This is a genomic window from Methylobacterium sp. ARG-1 (assembly GCF_001262595.1).
In the GTDB taxonomy this organism is placed as follows: Bacteria; Pseudomonadota; Alphaproteobacteria; order Rhizobiales; family Beijerinckiaceae; genus Methylobacterium; species Methylobacterium brachiatum.
The window spans coordinates 68,118-88,604 of sequence record NZ_LHCD01000009.1; the positions used below are offsets into that span (position 1 = coordinate 68,118).

Below are 20,487 nucleotides of genomic sequence, written 5' to 3' on the forward strand. Positions count from 1 at the left end.
TGTGGCTCAACGCGGATGGGCCAGATCACAGGGAGAACCGGGCCCCGCCCCCTTGGCATACGTCTCAAGGGGGTCCATCATTCCGCCAAAATCGGTACTCCGCGACGCGGAAGACCGCGCAACAACGCTGAACGAGGAACGCCCATGCTCGCCAGCACTAGCCTGATCAAGTCCTCTTGGATCGCCGTCGATGTCGCTCGCGACCGGGCGGAGCGCGTGCTCGTCGTCGAGACCTACATCGCGGTGAGCCCGCTGGAACCGAATTTCGACGCCGCGCAGTACGACCGCGTGCTGTGCTGCGTGCAGAAGGTCCTGAAGGCGCATCCCGAGATCGACCGGGCTTCGATTCTCAGCATGCACCGCGGTTCGGGCTGCACGGCCCTGTTCCGGGAGCCGCCCGCGGATGCGGCGCGGCCCGCCGCGGCGTGAATCCAGTTTTCCGGCGGTTGCGCCCCGCTTGAAGCGTGGGCGGCCTGAAGCGGGCGCTTGCGCGTCCCGCCGTGTGTTTGAGGGCCGGCCGATCGCGAGCCGTTTCAGGGACGGTCCGGCTCGGCCTTGGCCGGCGGCTCTTGTGCTTCCAGCGCGACCCGAGCGGCGTGGAACCACCAGAGCGGGATGTCGCGGTTGGCCTTCGTCAATTCCGACGCCCAGCCCTCCTTGGGCATAACCTCGGCCCGGTCCGCGAACAGGCGAAGCGCGCTCTCGGCCCGCTCCCTCCGGCAACGCTCGCGGATCGCAGTGCGTTCGGCCTCGGCCCGGGCGTCGGTCTGCTCGATCAGCCGGCGGGTCGCCAGTTCATCGGCGTCGAAGGCGAAATGCTGCCAGAACGCCTCCGCCTCCCGGGCGACGTCCCGTTCCCGCTGTGCGACGGCCAGAGCCACCTCGGCAGTTTCCTGGGCCACCTCCGCCGCATGGGCGCGTGCCAGAAGGCGGTTGTTGGCCTCAAGCAACTCGCGCTCGCGCTCCGGCGCCATGCGCTGGCGCCGCAGGACACGCAGTTCCTCGTCGCGCGCTGCGCGATCGTTCGCGGCGGCGATCAGCCCCGCCAGAGGCCCGTCCGCCAGGGCGTCGGCCCGCCGGAGATACCGTTCGCGCAAGCCCGGATGGTCCCTGTCCAGGGCCGGGCCGTCCCAGGCCGGATGGTCGGTGATCCCGGATCCGTCATGTTCGTAGAGCGACCGTGCCACCGCACGGCGCAGGTCGTCGGCAGGCGAAGTCGCGACGTGTTCATTCATGACGCTACGCTGGCGGCGAGTAACAGGACGGCAATCAACGCGCTTGTGCAGCCGGAGGAGCCATGGGCGCATGACGCTCCGGTATCGAGGCGGGGGCATTCGTCACGCCCATGCATTTGTCCGATGGCCCGAGGATCCGACACGCACGACTCTTACCGTGCGCGGTCGTTCCAGCCATCCTGTAAAGACGCCGTCGCACGCATTACGCACCGGTCGCTGTCGATCCATCGCGACATCTTCGCCGATCCCGTTGCCGAGGCGAAGACGTCCGGTTCGGTTCCGTTGCCGGGAATGCGGGTCTGCTCAGACATGCATCGATTCTGCCGGCGCGGAACGTCCACCGGGTCTCGAGAGCCGACGCAACTTCCCGCGACTCGGACTCACGCTTCGGATTTTCGGGCGATCCGCTCCAGCGTCTCGAACATCGGCTCCAACTCGCCTTTGTCTAGTTGGTGAAAGCCGAGGGTCCGGCCCATGATCACGCCCAGGATCGCGAAGAACAGGACCGAACCCTCACCCGGGCAGGCGCTGTTCATCCCGGCGAGCCGCTCGAGCTGGCCCGTCACGAAGGCACGATAATCGTTCAGGGCCTCGGGATACTCGATCGAAGCGAGGAGCAGGGCACGCGAGGATTCATCCTCGTCGCAGTAATGCTTCCGGACATGCTCGACCATGGCCAGCGGAAGCTGCGCCGGTCCGGGCTGGATGGCCGCCTCGCAGGCGGCGATATCCGCGCGCAACGCGGCAAGCTTGCGGGCGACGAGCGCCAGGATCAGAGCATCCTTCGAGGCGAAGTGATGCAGCACCCCGCCCTTGCTCAACCCGGCCTCGGCCGCGACGGCGTCGATCGTCAGCGCCCGCGCGCCGCCCTTGCGCAGCACCGCGTCGGCCGCTTCCAGAATGATCTCTGGCCGTTCCGCCAGCCGCTGCCGTTTGACGCGCATGGGTCACCAAATTAAAAACCGACTGGACGGTATGTAAGCGATGAAGTAGGAGGACGTCACGCCGGTGGCCCGATTTTGCCGCAACGGCTGACGGCAAGATTCCCATGATCGTTCCTCGATACACAGCCCTGCTGCTCGCGACGATCACCTTCGCGTCGGCGGCGCAGGCCGCCGAACCGGCAGATGAGCCCGACTCGTCCCTGGCCCGGGTCCGGATCGTGGAGGCGCGCCGCACCTCCGTCGCGTCCGAAGTCGTCTTGACCGGCGACATCCAGGCCCAGGCCCAGGTCAACGTCTCGTTCCGGACGAACGGTAAGGTCGCCGAGCGGCGGGTCGAGGTCGGCGACCATGTCGAGGCCGACCAGGTGCTGGCCGTGCTGGAGCCGCTCACCCAGCGGGCCAACCTCGACAACGCCAAAGCCGCCCTGGTGTCGGCCGAAGCGCTGCTGACCCAGGCCAAGATGGCTTACGAGCGACAGAAGCAGCTTCTGGCCGGCGGCTACACAACGCGGCCGAGCTACGACAATGCCGAGCAGGAAGTCCGGACCACGCAGGCCGCGGTCGATTCCGCAAAGGCCGCGCTCGGGACCGCCCAGGAGCAGTTTTCCTACACGGAGCTGCGCGCCGGCGTCGCGGGGATCGTGACGAGCCGCAGCTTCGAGGTCGGCCAGGTGGTCCAGTCCGGCCAGACCGTCCTGGTCATCGCCCAGGACGGACCGCGGGACGCGGTGTTCAACGTCTACGAATCGCTGACCGCGCGACCGCCGGGGGACAAGACCATCACGGTTTCGCTGCAGGCGAATCCGGCGATCACGGTCCGCGGCACCGTGCGCGAGATCTCGCCGACCGTGGACGCGTCGAGCGGAACGGTGCGAGTGAAGATCGGTCTGGAGAACACCCCGCCCGCCATGGGGTTGGGTGCTGTGGTCATCGGGCATGGTCGCTTCGCGCCCCACGACGCGGTGATCCTGCCCTGGTCGGCGCTGTATCGCTACGACGGGCACCCGGCGGTCTGGATCTACGATGCCGGCCGGCGGACGGTCGCAGTCCGCCCCGTGGACATCGACCGGTACGGGCCGGATGTCATCGCCCTCAAGGGCGGCGTCGAGCCGGGTGAGCGCGTCGTCATCGCGGGCATTCAATTTCTGCGTCCCGGGCAGGAGGTTGCGGCTGCCCTCGTCGAGAGCAACCCATGAAGACGCGCGCGGTTCTGATTCTGGCCGCCTACGCGGCATTCCTCGGCGGCTGCGGCGGCCACGACGACGAGCCCAAGGATGCCGCGGCGCCGGTGCGCCCGGTGCTCACACAAGTCGCCGTGCCGGGCGACACGATCACGTTCGGGCCGTTCGCCGGCACGGTCGAGCCGCGCTACCAGTCGCAGCTCGGGTTCCAGATTCCCGGCCGCATGGTGGCGCGGGACGTGACCGTCGGCGACATCGTCAAGAAGGGCCAGCGCCTGGCCGCCCTCGACACCGTGGTCACGCGGTTCGACCTAACGCGGGCCGAGGCCGATTTCGCCGATGCGCGCGCGCAGGCCGAGAACGCGGAGGCCGCCGAGGCGCGCAGCCGCCGCCTGATGTCGGGCAACAACGTCTCGCAGGCGACCCTTGATCAGGCGGTTGCCAAGCGCGACACCGCCCGGGCGCGCGTCGATCAGGCCGCCGCGAGCCTCCAGAAGGCCCGCGACCAGATGGGATACACCGAGCTAAAGGCTGAGTTCGACGGCGTCGTCACCCAACGCCTGGCCGAAGTCGGGCAGGTGCTGAGCGCCGGACAGGGCGTCGTCACCGTCGCCCGGCCGGAGATCCGCGAGGCCGTCGTGGACGTGCCGGAGCAATATGTCGGCGCGCTGCCGGCCGACGGGGTGTTCAAGGTCTCGCTCCAGAGCGCGCCGGAATTGACCGCCCGAGGCCGCGTCCGCGAGATTGCGCCCATCGCCGAGACCGGGACGCGCTCTCGGCGCATCCGGATCACCCTGGACAATCCGGGCCCCGCTTTCCGGCTCGGCGCAACCATCGACGTGTCGCTCACGCGCAAGGTCCCGCGCCGCTTCCTCCTGCCCGAATCCGCTTTGCTCGTGGAGGGTGAGCGCCGTTCGGTCTGGATCGTCACGCCGGACGGCAAGGCGGTGACGCGCCGCGACGTGACTGTGGCCTCCACCCCGGAGACAGTCGAGGGCGGGCGCATCGCCGTCCGTGACGGCATGGAGCCGGGCGAGCGGGTCGTCGTCGCGGGGGTCCATGCCCTGCGCGAGGGCCAGGCCGTGGGCCTGACCGACGATGCCCGTTGAGCCGGTCGAACGAGAGTTTCCCGTGAAGGATTTCAACCTCTCCGACTGGGCGCTCGGACATCGCTCGTTCGTCTGGTTCCTGATGGCGGTCTCGCTCGTCGCGGGCGTGATGGCCTATAGCCGCCTCGGCCGCGAGGAAGATCCGCCGTTCACGATCAAGACCATGGTCGTGCAGACGACCTGGCCGGGCGCGACGATCAAGGACACGCTCGATCAGGTCACCGACCGCGTCGAGAAGGAATTGCAGCAGCTCAACGCGCTGGATTACGTCCGCAGCTACACCACGCCGGGCTCGTCCACGGTCTTCGTGCAGTTCCGTGACACGCTGAAGAAGTCCGAGGTCCAGCCCGCCTTCTATCAGGTCCGCAAGCGGCTTGGCGACATCAAGGGCCAGTTCCCGGACGGCGTGCAGGGGCCGTTCTTCAATGACGAGTTCGGCGACGTCTACGGCAACATCTACGCCTTCACGGCCGACGGCCTGACCTACCGGCAGCTGCGCGACTACGTCGAGAGCATCCGAACCGAGGTCCTGCGGGTGCCCGATATCGGCAAGACCCAGCTGATCGGGACACAGGCCGAGACGATCTATCTCGACTTCTCGACCCGCAAGCTCGCCGGCTACGGCATCGACTTCCAGGCCCTGATCAAGGCGCTTCAGGCCCAGAATGCGGTCTCGGCCTCCGGCGTGGTTCAGGCTGGACCGGAGCGCGTGTCGCTGCGGGTCACCGGCTCCTTCACCTCGGAGGCCTCGCTTCAGGACGTGAACCTGCGGGTCAACGATCGCTTCTTCCGGCTCGCCGACATCGCCGAGATCAGCCGCGGCTACGAGGATCCGCCGGCGCCGATGTTTCGGGTCGACGGCAAGCCCGCCATTGGCCTCGCCATAGCCATGCGTCCGGGCGCCAACCTGCTGCATTTCGGCGAAGCGCTGAAGGGCGAAATGCGCCGGATCGAGGCGACGCTGCCGGTCGGCGTCGGCGTCCACCTGGTCTCCGACCAGCCCAAGCAGGTGGAGCACGCGGTCGGCGGCTTCACCGAGGCGCTGGTCGAGGCCGTGGTGATTGTGCTGGCGGTCAGCTTCGTCAGCCTCGGCGTACGGGCCGGCCTGGTGGTCTCGGTGTCGATCCCCCTCGTGCTCGCAATCGTCTTCGTCATCATGCAGATGATGGATGTGACGCTGCAGCGCATCTCACTCGGCGCGCTCATCATCGCCCTGGGCCTGCTGGTCGACGACGCCATGATCACGGTCGAGATGATGGTCGCTCGGCTCGAGCGGGGCGATACGCTGCGCAAGGCGGCGACCTTCGCCTACACCTCCACGGCCTTCCCGATGCTGACCGGGACCCTGGTGACCGTGGCGGGCTTCCTGCCGATCGGCTTCAACGGCTCGGGGGCCGGTGAGTACACCTACTCGCTGTTCGTCGTGCTGGCGGCCTCGCTGCTGGTCTCCTGGGTGGTGGCCGTGCTGTTCGCCCCGCTCATCGGCGTCGCGCTGCTGCCGAAGACCGTGAAGCACCATGCGGAGAAGCGCGGCTTCCTGACCCGGCTGTTCCTGGCCATGCTCCGGCTCGCGATGGCTTGGCGCTGGACCACGGTCGTGCTCTGCCTGGGGCTCATGGCGGTGGCGAGCGTCGGGATGGGCCATGTCCAGCAGCAGTTCTTCCCGTCCTCCGACCGCTCCGAGCTGCTGGTCGACCTGACTCTGCCGCAGAACGCTACCATCGCCGAGACCAAGGCGCAGATGGACCGGTTCGAGGCCAAGCTGAAGGACGATCCGGACGTGACGAGCTGGTCGTCCTATGTCGGCCAGGGCGCGGTGCGCTTCTACCTGCCCCTCGACCAGCAGCTCTCCAACGCATTCTACGGGCAGATCGTGGTCGTCACGAAATCCCTGGAGACCCGCGACGAGGTGATGGCGCGGCTCCAGGCGATCGGGCGGCGCGACTTCGTCGGCACCGACGTGCTCGTCCAGCCGCTCAGCCTCGGCCCGCCGGTCGGACGCCCGGTCCAGTACCGGCTCAGCGGGCTGGACATGGAGACGGTGCGCCGCCTCGCCCTCGACCTCGGGAACGTCGTCGCGGCCGACCACCGCCTCGACGTGCCGACCTTCGACTGGAACGAGCCCGGCAAGGTGTTGCGGGTCGAGATCCTTCAGGACAAGGCGCGCCAGCTCGGCGTGACCAGCCAGGACATCGCCGGCATCCTCAACGGCATCGAGGGCGGCCAGGCGATCACGCAGGTGCGCGATTCGATCTACCTCGTGAACGTGGTCGGTCGGGCGCGGGCCGCCGAGCGCTCCTCGCTCGACACCCTGCAATCCCTGCAGGTCGGGCTCGCCAACGGCTCCGTCGTGCCGCTGCTCTCCTTCGCGCGGATCGGCTACGACCTCGAGCAGCCGATCGTCTGGCGCCGGAACCGGCTGGCGACCGTGACGGTGCGGGCGACGATCCGCGACACCACGCAGCCCGCTACCATCGTCACTGGGCTGCAGCCCGGGATCGACGCCTTCGCGAAGGCGCTGCCCGAGGGCTACAGCCTGGAGACCGGCGGCGCCGTCGAGGAATCGGCCAAGGGCCAGGGCCCAATCGCGGCGGTCGTCCCAGTGATGCTGCTCACCATGGCGCTCCTGCTGATGGTCCAGCTCCAGAGCGTCGGGCGGATGCTGCTGGTCTTCACGGTGGCGCCCCTCGGCCTGATCGGCGTCGTGCCGGCGTTGCTGCTGTTCGACAAGCCGATGGGCTTCGTGGCGATCCTGGGCATCCTGGCCCTGATCGGCATCATCATCCGCAACGCCGTGATCCTGGTGAGCCAGATCGAGGAGTTCCGGGCCGAGGGCATGGCACCCTGGGATGCCGTCTACGAGGCCACGCACCACCGGATGCGGCCGATCCTGCTGACCGCCGCGGCGGCGAGCCTGGGCTTGGTTCCGATCGCCCGGGAGGTGTTTTGGGGGCCGATGGCCTTCGCGATGATCGGCGGCATCCTGGCGGCGACCTTCCTGACGCTGCTGTTCCTGCCCGCCCTCTATGTCGGCTGCTACCGGATCCGACCGGAGAGCCGTGACCGGGCTCCGGCGCAAGCCGCCTGAGCGACCGGTGACACCGATCGCAGCGTGGCCCCACGCTGCGGTGAGCGGTCGGCCCGCCCCTCCGCCCCCTCAGGGCGGGCCGACCGTGATTCGTTTCACGCCATGCAGACGGAAACTCCGGACCGTCCCCGCACGTAAGCGGGGCAAAAGCCGAGGAATCCCGCCCGCATGAACGCCTTCATCGCCGTTGTCCTGGTCTGCGCTAACGGTCTCGCCCAGGAGGCCTGCACCGATGCCGAGGCGCTGGAGGTGCGCAAGGTCCGGGTCGCCAACGAGCTCGGCTGCGCCACGGGCTGGCAGGAGATCATCGCCCGCACCAAGCGGCGCGAGGAGATCGGCAAGTCCGCCTACCTCAAGACCGCGTGCCGCCGGGTGAAGGAGCCGCAGTGACCGGGCACGCCCGGCTATCTGTCGTACTTGATGTAGGCGAAGCGCGGGTCGGCCGGGGTTCCCTCCAGACCCTGTCCTTCGAGCGCCGGCTGCCAGGACACGACCTCCTCGATCTTCTTGGCGAGCGCGAAGTCCTTCTCGGTGATTCCCTTGGCCGCATGGTTCATCAGCCGCACCTCCACCCAGGCATAGGATGCCGTGAGATCGGGGTGGTGCCAGGCGGCCTCGGCGAGGTGGCCCACGGTGTTGATGACCATGAGCGTGCCCTTCCAGCCCGCCGTCTTGTAGGTCCGCCGGATCCAGCCGTCCTCCAGCCGCCAATGCGGCAGCTCGGCCTTCAGCCGGGCCTCCACGGTCGCCACGTCCAGAACGCCCTCGCGCCGCTCGCTCATCCGCCTCGTCCTTCTCGGTTCGTATTAGAGGGCGAGGGTGCCCGCGGCACCGGCGGCGTGCAAGCGCACAAGGAAATTCGCCGCGGTGGACGGCGTGCCGTGCGGGCCCTATGACCTTTTTCCAATGGCGGCAGGACAAGTCCACGCCCAAGTCTGCGATCTTTCAAGACCGCGCAATACGATGGGAGAAGGCGTGATGCTGTCACGGCGCGCAATGCTCGCCGGCGGCCTGCTCGGCGGCCTCGGCCTGCGGGCGGCGCGGGCGGACGTGCCGGTGATCCGCCTCGGGAGCCTGCCGTTCGGCACCTCGACCTGGGAAGCGGCGGTGATCAAGGCCCGCGGCCTCGATACTGCCAACGGGTTCCAGCTCGACGCGGTCAAGCTCGCCGGCAACGACGCGGCGCGGATCAGCTTCATCGGCGGACAGGTCGACACGATCATCGGCGACCTTCTGTGGGCGGCCCGCCTCGGCAATGACGGCCAGGCGGTGCGCTTCATCCCGTACTCGACCTCAGAGGGCGCCGTGATGGTGCCGGCCGACAGTTCGATCAAAAGCTTGAAGGATCTCGATGGCAAGCGCTTCGGCGTCGCCGGCGGGCCGCTCGACAAGAACTGGCTCCTGCTGCGGGCGCAGGCCAAGGACGCCGCCGGGATCGACCTCGAACACGCCGCCGAGATCGCCTACGGCGCGCCGCCGCTGATCACCCTGAAGCTTGAACAGGGCGCCCTGGACGCAGCCCTGACCTACTGGACCTATTGCGCGCGGCTCGAGGCCAAGGGCTTCCGCCGGCTGGTGGGCGCCGAGGACATCATGCACGCGCTCGGCGTCGCCGGCGACGTCTCCCTGATCGGCTACCTGTTCCAAGATACCACCGTGAAGGAGAAGCCCGACGCGGTTGCCGGATTCGCCCGGGCCTCGCGCGCCGCCAAGGAGATGCTGGCGGCCGATCCCACGACCTGGGAGGTCGTGCGTCCGCTGATGGCGGCGGAGAACGACGCCACCTTCGAGGCGCTCAAGCGCGACTTTCTGTCCGGCATCCCGCGCCGCCCGGTGGCGGCCGAGCGCACCGATGCCGAGAAGCTCTACGCCGTGATGGCGCGCCTCGGCGGCCCGCGCTTGGTCGGCAAGGGCGCCGGGCTGCCGCCGGACCTCTACTACGACGCCGGCCGCAATGGCTGAGCGGCCCGTCAGGCTGGTCCCAGCATTGGGGATCGCGATCGCCGGGACCGCATGGGCGCGCTGACCCGCATCGCGTCCCTGGTTGTGCTCGTCGCCGCCTGGCAGTTCGCTGCGCTGGAGGCCGGCTCGCGGCTGTTGCCGGCCCCGATGGCAGTGCTGCGCTTCATCGTCGAGGAGGCAGAGCGCGGCGACCTCGCGCACAATGTCGGGGTCACGCTGCTGCGGGTGGCGATCTCTTTCGCGGTGGCGATGGTGCTGGGGATCCTGCTGGGCGTCGCCCTCGGTCGATCGAAGGCCGCCGACCTGACCCTCGACACGCCGCTCCTCGTCCTGCTCAACACGCCGGCCCTGGTGATCACGGTGCTGGCCTATGTTTGGGTCGGCCTGACCGAGATGGCCGCGATCCTCGCGGTGGTGCTCAACAAGCTGCCGAACGTTGCCGTGATCGTCCGCGAGGGCGCGCGCAACCTCGATCCGGGCCTCGACGAGATGGCCCGCGCCTATCGGTTCGACCGGCGCACCTGGGCGATGGACGTGCTGGTGCCGCAGCTCCAGCCCTACGTGGTCACGGCGGCGCGCTCGGGCCTGTCGCTCGCCTGGAAGATCGTGCTGGTGGTCGAGCTGCTCGGCCGCCCCGACGGCGTCGGCTTCGCGATCAATTACTACTTCGTCCAGAGCACGGATGTCGCTGCCATCATCGGCTACAGCCTCGTGTTCATGACCGTGATGATCGGCATCGACGTCCTCCTCCTGCAGCGGCTCGAAGCGCATGTCCGCCGCTGGCGCTGAACCCGTTCTCCAGGTCGCGATCGCCGTCAAGCGGTATCGGTCCAAGGGCGCCGAGCCGGTGGAGGCGGTCCGCGATCTCAGCTTCGGGGTCGGCGCCGGCGAGATCGTCTGCCTGATCGGCCCTTCGGGTGCCGGCAAGACCACGACCCTGCGGATCCTGCTCGGCCTCGATACGGATTTCGAGGGCCACGTTTCCGGGGCCGATCAGGCCGGCATGGTGTTCCAAGAGCCGCGGCTGCTGCCCTGGCGCAGCGTCGAGCACAATGTCCGGCTGGGTCTGCCGCGGGCGCGGCGCGGACGCGATCTCGACGGCTTGTTCGCCCAGCTCGGCCTCACGCCCTGGCGCGGCAGCTACCCCAAGGCGCTGTCGCTCGGGATGCAGCGGCGGGTGGCGCTCGCCCGCGCACTCGCCGACGCGCCGCGGGTGCTGGTGCTCGACGAGCCCTTCGTCTCCCTGGACGATAATGCCGCCGCTGAGTTGCGCGGACTGGTGGTCGAGACGGTCGAGTCCGCCGGCATGAGCGTCCTGATGGTGACTCACAACGTCGCAGAGGCGATCGGGATCGCCGACCGGCTTCTGCTGGTGTCGAAACGGCCCGCGACCCTGATGGCCGACGTGCCGCTCGACCGTCCCCGTGGGCAGCGCGACCGCGCCTGGGCCGAGGCGACGCGGGCCGCCCTGGCCGCCCGTCATCCCGGCATCATTGCGGAATAGACGGCGCCGTCGCGCGCGAAGGGTACGCCGGGCTCAGTTCGCCTTGGCCTCCACGTCGAGGCGGTCGAGCAAGGCCGCTGGCGAGCGGGCCGCACCGATATCGATGAAGCCGATGCCGGCCGGCTCCTTCGATTTCGCGTGGAGCACGAGCTTGCCCGGCTTCATCACGAACTGCCCCATCGCGGCGCCGATGCCCTTGGCAGCCGCGGTATTGCCCAAGATCACCGGGACGCCGAGCAGGCTGGCTGTGACGTATTCCTTGCGCAATTCATCGGGCTTGAGGCTCAGGTCCTTGGATTGCGCCGTCAGGAAACGCTCGAACAGCCCGGCATTCTCGATCGTGAGGTCGAGGCTCTTGGCGCTGCCGGAGAACATCAGCATCGTGGCGGCCGGCAGGGTCCCGTTGAACAATTCGGGCCCGATGCCGCCCAAGGTGCCGGTCAGCCGGACGGTCCCGATCTCGCGGCCGGTGACGGTGACGTCGCGCAGCGACAGGTCGCGGGCCTTCCCGTCGAGCGCCGCGTCGGCCACGACATCGAGGTCCAGCTCGCGATACCCGTAGGCCGGCAGCGCACCGATGATCGGGGCGCCGGCAACCAGGTCGGCCGGCAGGCTCAGGCCCGTGAGGGTGAGCCGGCTCGCGGTCGGGACGCCGTCCTGCGGCGGGCCGAAGGACAGGGCCGCCTCGCGCAGCGCGATGCGACGGGTGGGCGGCGGCGTGATGGTGACCGCGAGCGGGTCGCCGAGCTTCGCGTCGGGCGCCTTGGTATCCGCGGGCTTCGATTCCGCGATCTTGCCCTCCGAGGGCTTGGCCGAGCCCGGCCTGCTCTGCGCGGGGCCGCGGGTCGCCGGCCGCGGATCCAGCGGGGCCGCCTTGGGCGGCTCTGGGTCCAGCGGCAGGTCGATGCTCAGATCGGTCAGCGTCATCCCGCCCAGCGTCGGCGTCAGGCTGCGCATCTCGGCGTCGCTGAACCCGGGGCGGTTCTCGGATCCGGCGGCGGCCTTGCGCAGGGCCTCGACCGTCGGACCGAGCGAGACGTTCGAGAGGGCCAGACGTCCGAGATGCGCGCGCAGGCTGCCGCGCGACACGGTCATGTTCTCCAGGACCGTGCCGGACTTCGACCCCGCGGCGGCATAGGTGGCGCGCTCGATCTCGAACAGCACCGGACCTTGCGGGTCGGTGTTGCTGACGCTCAGACCCTGCATGTCGAGGCTGCCCAGGGCCGTCGCCTCGATGAGGTCGGCGGCGGAGGCCGCGAAGCTCCGCCGGTCATTGGGCCCCTGGAAGCCCGCGGCCACGATCTCGAACGCGCCGTTCCAGCCGTCCGGGATCTGCCGGCCGCCGAGGTCACGCCCGTTCAGGTGGGCGATCTTCACGGTCGTGCCGCGCGCGTCGGAATAGGTCACGTCCGAGACCTGGATCGTGCCGTAGACCTTCTGCACCAGTCCCTTGCCGTCACCCGGGACCGTGTAGAGCCGGTTGAGCGCCACCAGGTCGAGATCGGTCGCCCGGACCCGGCCGTAGGTGCCGTAGCCGCGGTTCGGGCCGGTGACGGCACTGACCGTCGCGCCGGCGGCGGTGAGCTCGCCGACGCGGCCGGCTTTCACGTCGCGGGCGATCACGTCTCGGTAGGTCACGGTCTGGCGATCGTCGCCGGGGCCGGCATGCTCGGAACTCAGAACCGGAATGGTCAGGCTCCCGGCATCGAGCCGGGCCAGCCGGGCCTCCCAGGGCTCGGAGGAATCCGACTTCAGGATCGCCGCGAGCTCATCCTTGGACAGGCGCGTGCCGCTGGCCGTCAGCTTCGGCGCCCGCAGCAGCGTGCCGCCGAGCGGCAGCATGACATCCGTGATCGTGACGTCCTGGACCGCCGCAGCGCCTTCCTGGGCCGCCAGCGGCGCGGGCGCCGCCGCGCCGGCAAGGCACAGGATGGCGCAACTCGCGGCCAAAGCCGATCGCAGGCGGGATCGGACCTTCGGATGGATCATGGGAGGGTCCGGATCACGGCTCAGGCTGGCTAGCCGCATGGGTGCCGCGTTTTACCGGTCGAGGCAATCGCGCATGGGCTGCACGAGCCGTGAGCCGGCTCCAGTGTCGTACACGGGCAACGGCCCCGCCAGGCGGCGGGCCGTCGCGCCCGGGTCAGAGCGAGAACGACGTGCCGCAGCCGCAGGAGGCGGTCGCCAGCGGATTCTCGATCTTGAAGGACTGGCCAATCAGGTCGTTCACGAAGTCGATGGTCGAGCCGGACATGTATTCCAGCGAGACTGGATCGACGATCACGGTGGCGCCGTCGCGCTCGATCGCCACGTCCTGGGCTTCCCGGGACCGGGTGATGTCGAAGGCGTAGGAGAATCCGGAGCAGCCTCCGCCGTTCACGCTGATGCGCAGCGACGAGCCCGGGGGCTCCGCGCCCATGATCTCGTTGATGCGCCTGGCGGCGCGGGGGGTCAGGGTGATCTCAGCCATCTTAAGCTCTGGCCACGCAAGTGTCCGGTGGATGGCGCCGCCCGGCCGTTGCCGAGCCCGCCTCGGCCCACAAGATATGGGCTCGGAGCCCGCGCCGCAACGCGCCGGGCGGGGAGGGGTCATGATCAGGCTGCGCGAGATCGAGAGCGGACGCCGTGCGTCCCAACGGTGAGCGCTGGCGGGCGGCCTACGCCACCGATCCGGCCCGGACGCGGGGACGGCTGATCGTCGAGGAATCGTCGCCGACGCGCAGCGATTTCCAGCGCGACCGGGACCGGATCATCCATTCGACGGCGTTCCGCCGCCTGAAGCACAAGACCCAGGTCTTCGTGCATCACGAGGGCGACCATTACCGGACCCGGCTGACCCACACCTTGGAGGTCAGCCAGATCGCCCGGGCGCTCGCCCGGGCGCTGGGGCTCGACGAGGATCTGGCAGAGGCCTTGGCGCTGAGCCACGACCTCGGCCACACCTGCTTCGGCCATACCGGCGAAGAGGCGCTGGATACCTGCATGGCGGACCATGGCGGGTTCGACCACAATGCGCAGGCTCTGCGCATTGTGACCCGCCTTGAGCGGCGCTACGCCGGGTTCGACGGATTGAACCTGGCCTGGGAGACCCTGGAGGGACTGGTCAAGCACAACGGCCCCCTGCTCGACCGGGATGGGCAGCCGACCCCGCGCTATGCCGAGCGCGGCATCCCGGCCGCGATCCTCGAATACGATACCCTGAACCCGCTCGACCTGTGGAGCCAGGCGGGTCCCGAGGCACAGGCCGCCTCGCTGGCCGACGACATCGCCTACGCGGCGCACGACCTTGATGACGGCCTGCGGGCCGGCCTGTTCGAGATTCCGGAGCTGCGCGCAGTCCCATTCCTGGCCGATCTGCTCGACGAGATCGACCGGCTGCATCCGGGCCTCGAACCGTCCCGGGTGATCCACGAGCTGGCCCGTCGGGTGATCACCCGGTTCGTGGAGGACGTGATCCGCGAGGGCGGCCGCCGGATCGCCGCGCTCGCGCCGCGCAGTGTCGAGGACATCCGGAACGCCGCCGAGCCGGTCATCGTGTTCTCGCGACCAATCGCGGAAGCGGATGCCGAGATCATGCGCTTTCTCTGGGCTCGCATGTACCGGCACCCGGGCGTCGTGGCCGTGCGCAAGAAGGCCGACGCCATCGTCAACGACCTGTTCAAGGCCTTCACCGCGGCCCCGTCCCGGATGCCGGACGAATGGAGCGCCGGACTCGACGGTGCGTCAGAGAGCCGGATCGCCCGGCGGGTCGCTGACTACATCGCCGGCATGACCGACACCTACGCGGTCCTGGCGCATCGCAAGCTCTACGCAACGACACCCGACCTGTACTGGGAATTGCCGAGCCGGGGCCTGCCCCTCACCGAGCCTTGAGAGCCCGAGAGGGGCAGGTCGCGATCAGCAGCCGCAGCCGCAGGTGAAGCTGCCGTAACAGCCGCCGCCCGAACCGTATCCGCCGTACCCGCCATAGGCGGCCGGATAGGCGTAATCGTAGCCGCCGTAGGCTGCGGGGTAGCCGTACCCGCCATAGCCGTAACCGCCGTACAGGCTGCCGGCCGCGAGCCCGAGGCCGAGGCCGAGGCCGATACCCGCGCCGGCCAGGCCGTAGCCCAGGCCACGCCCGTAGCCGCCGCGATAGCCGTAGCCGCGACCATAGCCGTAGCCGCCCCGTCCGGCGAAGCCGCCGTACTGGCCGCCATACCCGCCGTGATACCCGCCGCCCCGGAAACCGCGGGCCTCGGCGGCCGGCACCGTCAGGACCAGCGCGCCGAGAGCCGCGCCCACCATCATCAAGGTCTTCATCAATATCTCCGGACTCGAGAATTTTGCGATCCGGTCGATCACATAGATACACGCGAGCCAAGACAAGATGCTTGGCGGCGCGTCGGTAGTTGTCGCATGGGGATAAACTGCCGTCGCCTGCCCGAATGCCGGGTGGTTTCGGCGGTGCGGTTAACGGCGGCTTGCGGCGCGGGGGCGCTGGGAATCGCCACCGCCGTGACACCCTCACGCCCCCTTGCTAGACGGCGTCCGGCGGGCGCAGGCCGGGATGGCCGGGCGGAAGCAAACCCGCGCGAGCGAGATCGAGACCGATGAACATCTTCGCCCTGTTCGAGGCGCGTGTGCGCGAGGCTGTGGAGGCGCTGACGCGCGCCGGCCAGCTGCCGGAGGGCCTCGACCTCGGACGCGTCGTCGTCGAGCCACCGCGCGACACCACGCATGGCGATCTCGCGACCAATGCCGCTCTGGTCCTCGCCAAGGTGGCGCGCGCCAACCCGAAGGCCCTGCGCGAGGCGCTGGCGGCGGAGCTGCGTACGGATCCCCGCATCCTCGAGGCGAGCGTCGCCGGCCCCGGCTTCATCAACTTGCGCCTCGCGCCCGGGATCTTCCACGATGTGGTCCGCAGTGCGCTCTCCGACCCGGAGACGTTCGGGCGCGCCCGGCTGCAGGGCGGTCCGATCAACGTCGAGTACGTCTCGGCGAATCCGACCGGGCCGATGCATGTCGGCCATGGCCGCGGCGCCGTGTTTGGCGATGCCCTGTGCAACCTTCTCGTGGCGGCCGGCCGCCAAGTGACGCGCGAATATTACATCAACGACGCGGGCGCCCAGGTCGACGTGCTGGCCCGCTCCGCCTACCAGCGCTACCGCGAGGCTCTAGGCGAGCCGTTCACGATCGCCGAGGGGCTCTATCCGGGCGACTACCTCAAGCCGGTGGGCACCAAGCTCGCCGAGACCCATGGCCGGGCGCTCCTCGACCAGTCGGAGGCCGACTGGCTCCCGGTGGTGCGCGAAATTGCCCTCGGCATGATGTTGGACATGATCCGGTCCGATCTCGAGGCGATCGGCATCCGCCACGACGTGTTCTTCTCGGAGCGGACGCTCTTGCAGAGCGGGGCCGTCAAAGCACTGCTTCAGGAGCTGCGCGAGCGAGGGCTGGTCTACGAAGGCCGTCTGCCGCCGCCCAAGGGCCAGCTGCCCGAGGACTGGGAGGACCGCGAGCAGACGCTGTTCCGCACCAAGGATTTCGGCGACGACACCGATCGGCCGCTGCTCAAGTCGGACGGCTCCTACACCTACTTCGCCTCGGACATCGCCTACCACAGGGCGAAGTACCTCGCGGGTGCCACCGAGCTCATCGACGTGCTCGGCGCCGACCATGGCGGCTATGTCAAGCGCATGCAGGCGGCTGTGAAGGCGGTCAGCGATGGCAAGGCGACGCTCGACGTGAAGCTCTGCCAGCTGGTGCGGCTGTTGCGCGCGGGCGAGCCCGTGAAGATGTCGAAGCGGGCCGGCGAGTTCGTGACCCTGCGCGACGTGATCGACGAGGTCGGCCGCGACGCGATCCGGTTCATGATGCTCTACCGGAAGAACGACGCGACGCTCGATTTCGATCTTGCCAAGGTGGTCGAGCAGTCGAAGGACAACCCGGTCTTCTACGTCCAGTACGCCCATGCCCGGGTCCGCTCGGTGCAGCGGCAGGCGCGCGAGGCCTTCCCTGACGCGGACCTCTCCGCCGAAGCCCTTCTGCGCGAGGCCGCGTTCGACGTCCTGACCGATCCGGGCGAGATCGAAATGATGCGCCTGATCGCCCAATACCCGCGGGTCCTCGAATCCGCAGCGCTGGCGCACGAGCCGCACCGAATCGCGTTCCACCTCTATGAACTGGCCTCGGCACTTCATAGTTTCTGGAACAAGGGCAAAGACTTGCCGCAATTACGGTTTGTTAATGCAACCGACCGAAAGTCGTCCTGGGCGCGGCTGGCGCTCGTCGAGGCTCTTCGGAGTACCCTCGCGGCCGGCCTCGCGGTTCTCGGTGTGACCGCGCCGGACGAGATGCGATAGGCTCGATATGCATCGGGCCGGTGACCGGCCCTGATGTGAGGATGCTGCCATGACGAACGCTTCGCGCGCTCAGGTCGATTTGGACGCCCTCGCGCGCGATCTGCGTCACGAGCAGGGTCGCGGCACGCAGGGCGGCAGCAAGCCCGACCCCCTGGCCGAGCTCGCGCGAATCGTCGGTCAGGATGACCCCTTCCGGGCGCTGCTCGCTGCGCGTGACGAGATGCGCGGCGCGGCCACCGCGCAGCCGGAGCCCAGCTGGGATCATCGGGTCGAGCCGAGCTTCGCGCCCGAGCCGCCGAAATCCACGCCCGCCGACGCCTTCGACCAGTATCTCGCCTCGGTGGAGCGCGACACGCACGAGGAGCCGGTATCCTACGGCGCGGCGGCCGCGGGCACCCCGGAGGCCGCCGGCCCGGATTACGCCGATGGCCGCTCGCTGCGCCGGGTGAACCCGCGCCGCCGCCTGGCCTCGGTCGGCGCCGGCATCGCGATCGTCGCCGTCGCCGTGACCGGCGCGCTCACCTACAAGGGTCTTCACGGGTCGAACAGCGGCGGCGGCGTACCCGTCGTCCAGGCCGATTCCACGCCCCTCAAGGTTGCCCCGAAGGTCGCCGACGGCGTCGAGATTCCGGACCAGAACCGGCAGATCTACGACACCAAGGGCAAGGCCAAGGAAGGCCAGATCAAGATCGTGAACCGCGAGGAGCAGCCGATCGACGTGGCCGAGGCGGCCCGCGCGGCGCAGGGGACCGGCCAGGCCGGCGGTGCACAGAGCGGCACGACGCCGGGCAACGGCCCGTTCGAGGCGTTCGGCGAACCGCGCCGGGTCCGCACCGTGGCGGTGAAGCCGGAAGCCCCGCCCGCACCGGTCCAGCGCGAGGCGCAGGCCGAGGGCGCGCCGGCCCCGATCCCGACCATGGTCCTGCCCACCGACGAGCCGCCGCAGCAGGCGAAGCCGAAACCCGGCCGTCAGGCGGCCGCGTCTCTGCCGGCGCCCACGCCGGAGCCGGTCCAGGCGCCGCCGCCGTCCACCTCGGCTGAAGCTGCCCCGCCGAAGCCCGTCGCCGTGAAACCGCCGCCGACGGCCGCCCAGCGGGTCGCCTCCCTGGCCGCCCCAGCCGCGGACGCGCCGGAGGCCGTCGACGACACCGTCAAGACAGGCTCGGTCGGCGGGTTCTCGGTCCAGCTCGGCGTGCGCGGCAGCGCCGTCGAGGCGAAGGCCGCCCTCAAGCAGATGCAGGCGAAATACAGCCAACTCGCCGGCAAGCCCGAGCTGATCCGTCAAGCCGAGGTCAACGGCAAGACGATCTACCGCGTCCGCGTCGGGCCGCTGGCCAAGAACGAGGCGGCCAGCTTGTGCAGCGCCCTGCAGGGCGAGGGCGGTCAGTGCTTCGTGGCGAAGAACTGAGCCACCGATAGATCCGGTCTCGTCTCGTCCCTGGAGCAGGGGAGGCGGGATCCGCCTTGAACGCGAGTCCGCCCCGCAACACCCGGCCCCCGTCGAGACGCCGAACGGGCCGGGCACGCGGTTTCGCCTTGCCGGCTCCCTGTTCCCGCCCGACTCTGCCGGCATCGAGTCGCCGTTTCCTCCGCCGCACCCGCGCGGCCATCGAGAAGCCCGCATGACCGCCCGTGCCCTGATCCTCGGCTGCGCCGGCAAGACGCTCTCCGCCGAGGAGGCCGCCTTCTTCCGCGACGTGCGGCCGTGGGGCTTCATCCTGTTCAAGCGCAACATCGGCACGCCGGACGAGGTGCGCGCCCTCACGGCTGCGCTGCGGGACTGCCTGGGCTCGGACACGGCGCCGATCCTGATCGATCAGGAAGGCGGCCGGGTCCAGCGCATGGGGCCGCCGCACTGGCCGTCCTATCCGGCGGGCGGGCGCTATGGGCGCCTGAACGGCAGCGCCACCGCGATCGCCCGGCTCGGCGCCCGGCTGATGGCGCACGATCTCGCGGAGGTCGGCATCAACGTCGATTGCGCGCCCGTGCTCGATGTGCCGGCACCGGGATCGCACGACATCATCGGCGACCGGGCCTACGGTTCGAATCCCGATTCGGTGGCCGAGATCGGTCGCGCCGTGGCCGAGGGCCTGATGGCCGGCGGCGTTCTGCCGGTGATGAAGCACGTCCCCGGCCACGGCCGCGCCGCCTGCGACAGCCATCACGGCCTGCCCGTCGTCGAGGCGACGCTCGAGGCCCTGGCGGCTCAGGATTTCCGGCCGTTCCAGATGCTGGCCGACCTGCCGATGGCCATGAGCGCCCACGTGGTCTTCACGGCCATCGACCCCGATCGTCCGGCCACCCAGTCGGCGAGCGTCATCCGCGATGTGATCCGCGGCGCCATCGGCTTCGACGGGCTGCTCATGACCGACGACCTGTCGATGCACGCACTCACCGGCACGTTCCGCGACCGGACACAGGCCGCCTTCGCGGCGGGCGTCGATGTCGGGCTGCATTGCAACGGCGCCATGGACGAGATGCGAGCCGTCGCCGAGGCCGCGCCGTTCCTGACGGGTGAAGCTGCCCGGCGGGCCGCCGCCGCGCTCGCACGCCTCGACAGGGCGGGCGACGCGCTGGATCTGCCTGAGGCCCGGGCCCGGTTCGCGGCGGCGATGGCCAGTGCGGCCTGACCCGCGGCCTTCCACCGCGGGCATCCACCGTCCCTGAAGCCGCCTCTGCTTGTGTTCGGGCGGTGCGATCCCTAGGTTCGCCCGGAAATCTTCAACCGGTCGTAGCGTCACGCTCCCACAGGTGGGCGCAGGCAGGTGGACGCACGCAGGAGGTTGCCATGGGCAGCATGAGTATCTGGCACTGGGTCATCGTTGCCGTCATCGTCATGCTGCTGTTCGGCCGCGGCAAGGTCTCGGACCTGATGGGCGACGTCGCGAAGGGCATCAAGGCGTTCAAGAAGGGCATGGCCGAGGACGAGACGCCGCCGGCGAGCCAGCCGGTCGCGCCGAGCGAGCCGGTCCGCACCATCCCGCACACCGCCGAGACGAGCCCCGGCACCGCGGTTCCGGCGAGCCATCTGCCGGGCGGCGAGCGCAAGCCGGTCTGAGAGCCTGTCAGGGCGCGCGCTGTGGTGTAGAGCCTGACGGGGGTTCGGACTCACGTCCGGCT

At 69.5% G+C, this 20,487-nt stretch carries 19 protein-coding genes; 13 read left to right on the forward strand and 6 right to left on the reverse strand.

Annotated features, from left to right (window positions below; genetic code table 11):
* Nucleotides 1-144 precede the first annotated feature (144 nt).
* Complete coding sequence (locus tag AKJ13_RS11255) at nt 145-429, forward strand: hypothetical protein (protein WP_050733419.1); 285 nt, start codon at nt 145-147, stop codon at nt 427-429.
* A 104-nt stretch (nt 430-533) separates the two neighbouring features.
* Here the strand turns inward: AKJ13_RS11255 and AKJ13_RS11260 are convergent, their stop codons facing one another.
* Together AKJ13_RS11260 and AKJ13_RS11265 are read right to left on the reverse strand one after the other, a co-directional pair.
* Complete coding sequence (locus tag AKJ13_RS11260) at nt 534-1,235, reverse strand: hypothetical protein (protein WP_050733420.1); 702 nt, start codon at nt 1,233-1,235, stop codon at nt 534-536.
* 380 nt (nt 1,236-1,615) lie between these two features.
* Nucleotides 1,616-2,179: a TetR/AcrR family transcriptional regulator gene (locus AKJ13_RS11265; RefSeq protein ID WP_050733421.1), complete on the reverse strand. Its 564-nt coding sequence runs from the start codon at nt 2,177-2,179 to the stop codon at nt 1,616-1,618.
* 104 nt (nt 2,180-2,283) lie between these two features.
* Here AKJ13_RS11265 and AKJ13_RS11270 point away from each other — a divergent pair, with 104 nt between their 5' ends.
* From AKJ13_RS11270 to AKJ13_RS11285, 4 genes are all read left to right on the forward strand, one after another.
* Complete coding sequence (locus AKJ13_RS11270) at nt 2,284-3,375, forward strand: efflux RND transporter periplasmic adaptor subunit (protein ID WP_050733422.1); 1,092 nt, start codon at nt 2,284-2,286, stop codon at nt 3,373-3,375.
* Nucleotides 3,372-4,469 (forward strand): efflux RND transporter periplasmic adaptor subunit, encoded by a 1,098-nt coding sequence (locus AKJ13_RS11275; protein WP_050733423.1) that lies wholly within the window; start codon nt 3,372-3,374, stop codon nt 4,467-4,469. Before AKJ13_RS11270 ends, AKJ13_RS11275 begins: the two co-directional genes overlap by 4 nt.
* 22 nt (nt 4,470-4,491) lie before the next feature.
* Entirely contained in the window at nt 4,492-7,557 is a 3,066-nt protein-coding gene (locus tag AKJ13_RS11280; RefSeq protein WP_050733424.1) for an efflux RND transporter permease subunit, read from the forward strand.
* A gap of 168 nt (nt 7,558-7,725) precedes the next feature.
* Nucleotides 7,726-7,947, forward strand: a complete 222-nt coding sequence (locus AKJ13_RS11285) for a hypothetical protein (protein ID WP_050733425.1) — start codon at nt 7,726-7,728, stop codon at nt 7,945-7,947.
* A gap of 14 nt (nt 7,948-7,961) precedes the next feature.
* On the opposite strand, the gene AKJ13_RS11290 is transcribed toward AKJ13_RS11285, so the two are convergent.
* Nucleotides 7,962-8,339, reverse strand: coding sequence for a 4a-hydroxytetrahydrobiopterin dehydratase (locus tag AKJ13_RS11290; RefSeq protein ID WP_050733426.1), 378 nt, complete (start codon nt 8,337-8,339; stop codon nt 7,962-7,964).
* Between the two features lie 196 nt (nt 8,340-8,535).
* On the opposite strand from AKJ13_RS11290, the gene AKJ13_RS11295 reads away from it, so the two are divergent.
* From AKJ13_RS11295 to AKJ13_RS11305, 3 genes are read left to right on the forward strand one after another with little or no spacing between them, the layout of a single operon-like run.
* The gene (locus AKJ13_RS11295; RefSeq protein WP_050733427.1) at nt 8,536-9,519 is read left to right on the forward strand and encodes an ABC transporter substrate-binding protein; all 984 of its coding nucleotides are present in this window, start codon (nt 8,536-8,538) and stop codon (nt 9,517-9,519) included.
* Nucleotides 9,520-9,570: 51 nt separating this feature from the next.
* Nucleotides 9,571-10,308, forward strand: coding sequence for an ABC transporter permease subunit (locus AKJ13_RS11300; protein ID WP_050733428.1), 738 nt, complete (start codon nt 9,571-9,573; stop codon nt 10,306-10,308).
* Entirely contained in the window at nt 10,289-11,023 is a 735-nt protein-coding gene (locus AKJ13_RS11305) for an ATP-binding cassette domain-containing protein (RefSeq protein ID WP_050733429.1), read from the forward strand. The genes AKJ13_RS11300 and AKJ13_RS11305 overlap by 20 nt, the downstream gene beginning before the upstream one ends.
* 33 nt (nt 11,024-11,056) lie before the next feature.
* Here AKJ13_RS11305 and AKJ13_RS11310 read toward each other — a convergent pair whose 3' ends face one another.
* Together AKJ13_RS11310 and AKJ13_RS11315 are read right to left on the reverse strand one after the other, a co-directional pair.
* Nucleotides 11,057-13,012, reverse strand: coding sequence for a hypothetical protein (locus tag AKJ13_RS11310; protein ID WP_050733430.1), 1,956 nt, complete (start codon nt 13,010-13,012; stop codon nt 11,057-11,059).
* Nucleotides 13,013-13,166: 154 nt separating this feature from the next.
* Entirely contained in the window at nt 13,167-13,493 is a 327-nt protein-coding gene (locus AKJ13_RS11315) for an iron-sulfur cluster assembly accessory protein (protein ID WP_050733431.1), read from the reverse strand.
* 155 nt (nt 13,494-13,648) lie between these two features.
* Between AKJ13_RS11315 and AKJ13_RS11320 the strand changes: the two genes are divergently transcribed.
* A complete protein-coding gene (locus AKJ13_RS11320; protein WP_050733432.1) occupies nt 13,649-14,896 on the forward strand; it encodes a deoxyguanosinetriphosphate triphosphohydrolase in 1,248 nt (415 codons plus the stop codon).
* A gap of 24 nt (nt 14,897-14,920) precedes the next feature.
* Here the strand turns inward: AKJ13_RS11320 and AKJ13_RS11325 are convergent, their stop codons facing one another.
* On the reverse strand, nt 14,921-15,325 hold the full coding sequence (locus AKJ13_RS11325) for a hypothetical protein (RefSeq protein ID WP_050733433.1): 405 nt from the start codon (nt 15,323-15,325) through the stop codon (nt 14,921-14,923).
* A gap of 290 nt (nt 15,326-15,615) precedes the next feature.
* Between AKJ13_RS11325 and argS the strand changes: the two genes are divergently transcribed.
* The 4 genes from argS to AKJ13_RS11345 all read left to right on the forward strand — a co-directional run bounded on the left by argS (nt 15,616) and on the right by AKJ13_RS11345 (nt 20,425).
* Complete coding sequence (gene argS, locus AKJ13_RS11330) at nt 15,616-17,367, forward strand: arginine--tRNA ligase (protein ID WP_050733434.1); 1,752 nt, start codon at nt 15,616-15,618, stop codon at nt 17,365-17,367.
* A gap of 49 nt (nt 17,368-17,416) precedes the next feature.
* On the forward strand, nt 17,417-18,775 hold the full coding sequence (locus tag AKJ13_RS11335) for an SPOR domain-containing protein (protein ID WP_050733435.1): 1,359 nt from the start codon (nt 17,417-17,419) through the stop codon (nt 18,773-18,775).
* Between the two features lie 214 nt (nt 18,776-18,989).
* Entirely contained in the window at nt 18,990-19,997 is a 1,008-nt protein-coding gene (nagZ, locus tag AKJ13_RS11340) for a beta-N-acetylhexosaminidase (protein WP_050733436.1), read from the forward strand.
* A 158-nt stretch (nt 19,998-20,155) separates the two neighbouring features.
* Nucleotides 20,156-20,425 (forward strand): twin-arginine translocase TatA/TatE family subunit, encoded by a 270-nt coding sequence (locus AKJ13_RS11345; protein ID WP_050733437.1) that lies wholly within the window; start codon nt 20,156-20,158, stop codon nt 20,423-20,425.
* The last annotated feature ends 62 nt before the right edge of the window (nt 20,426-20,487 follow it).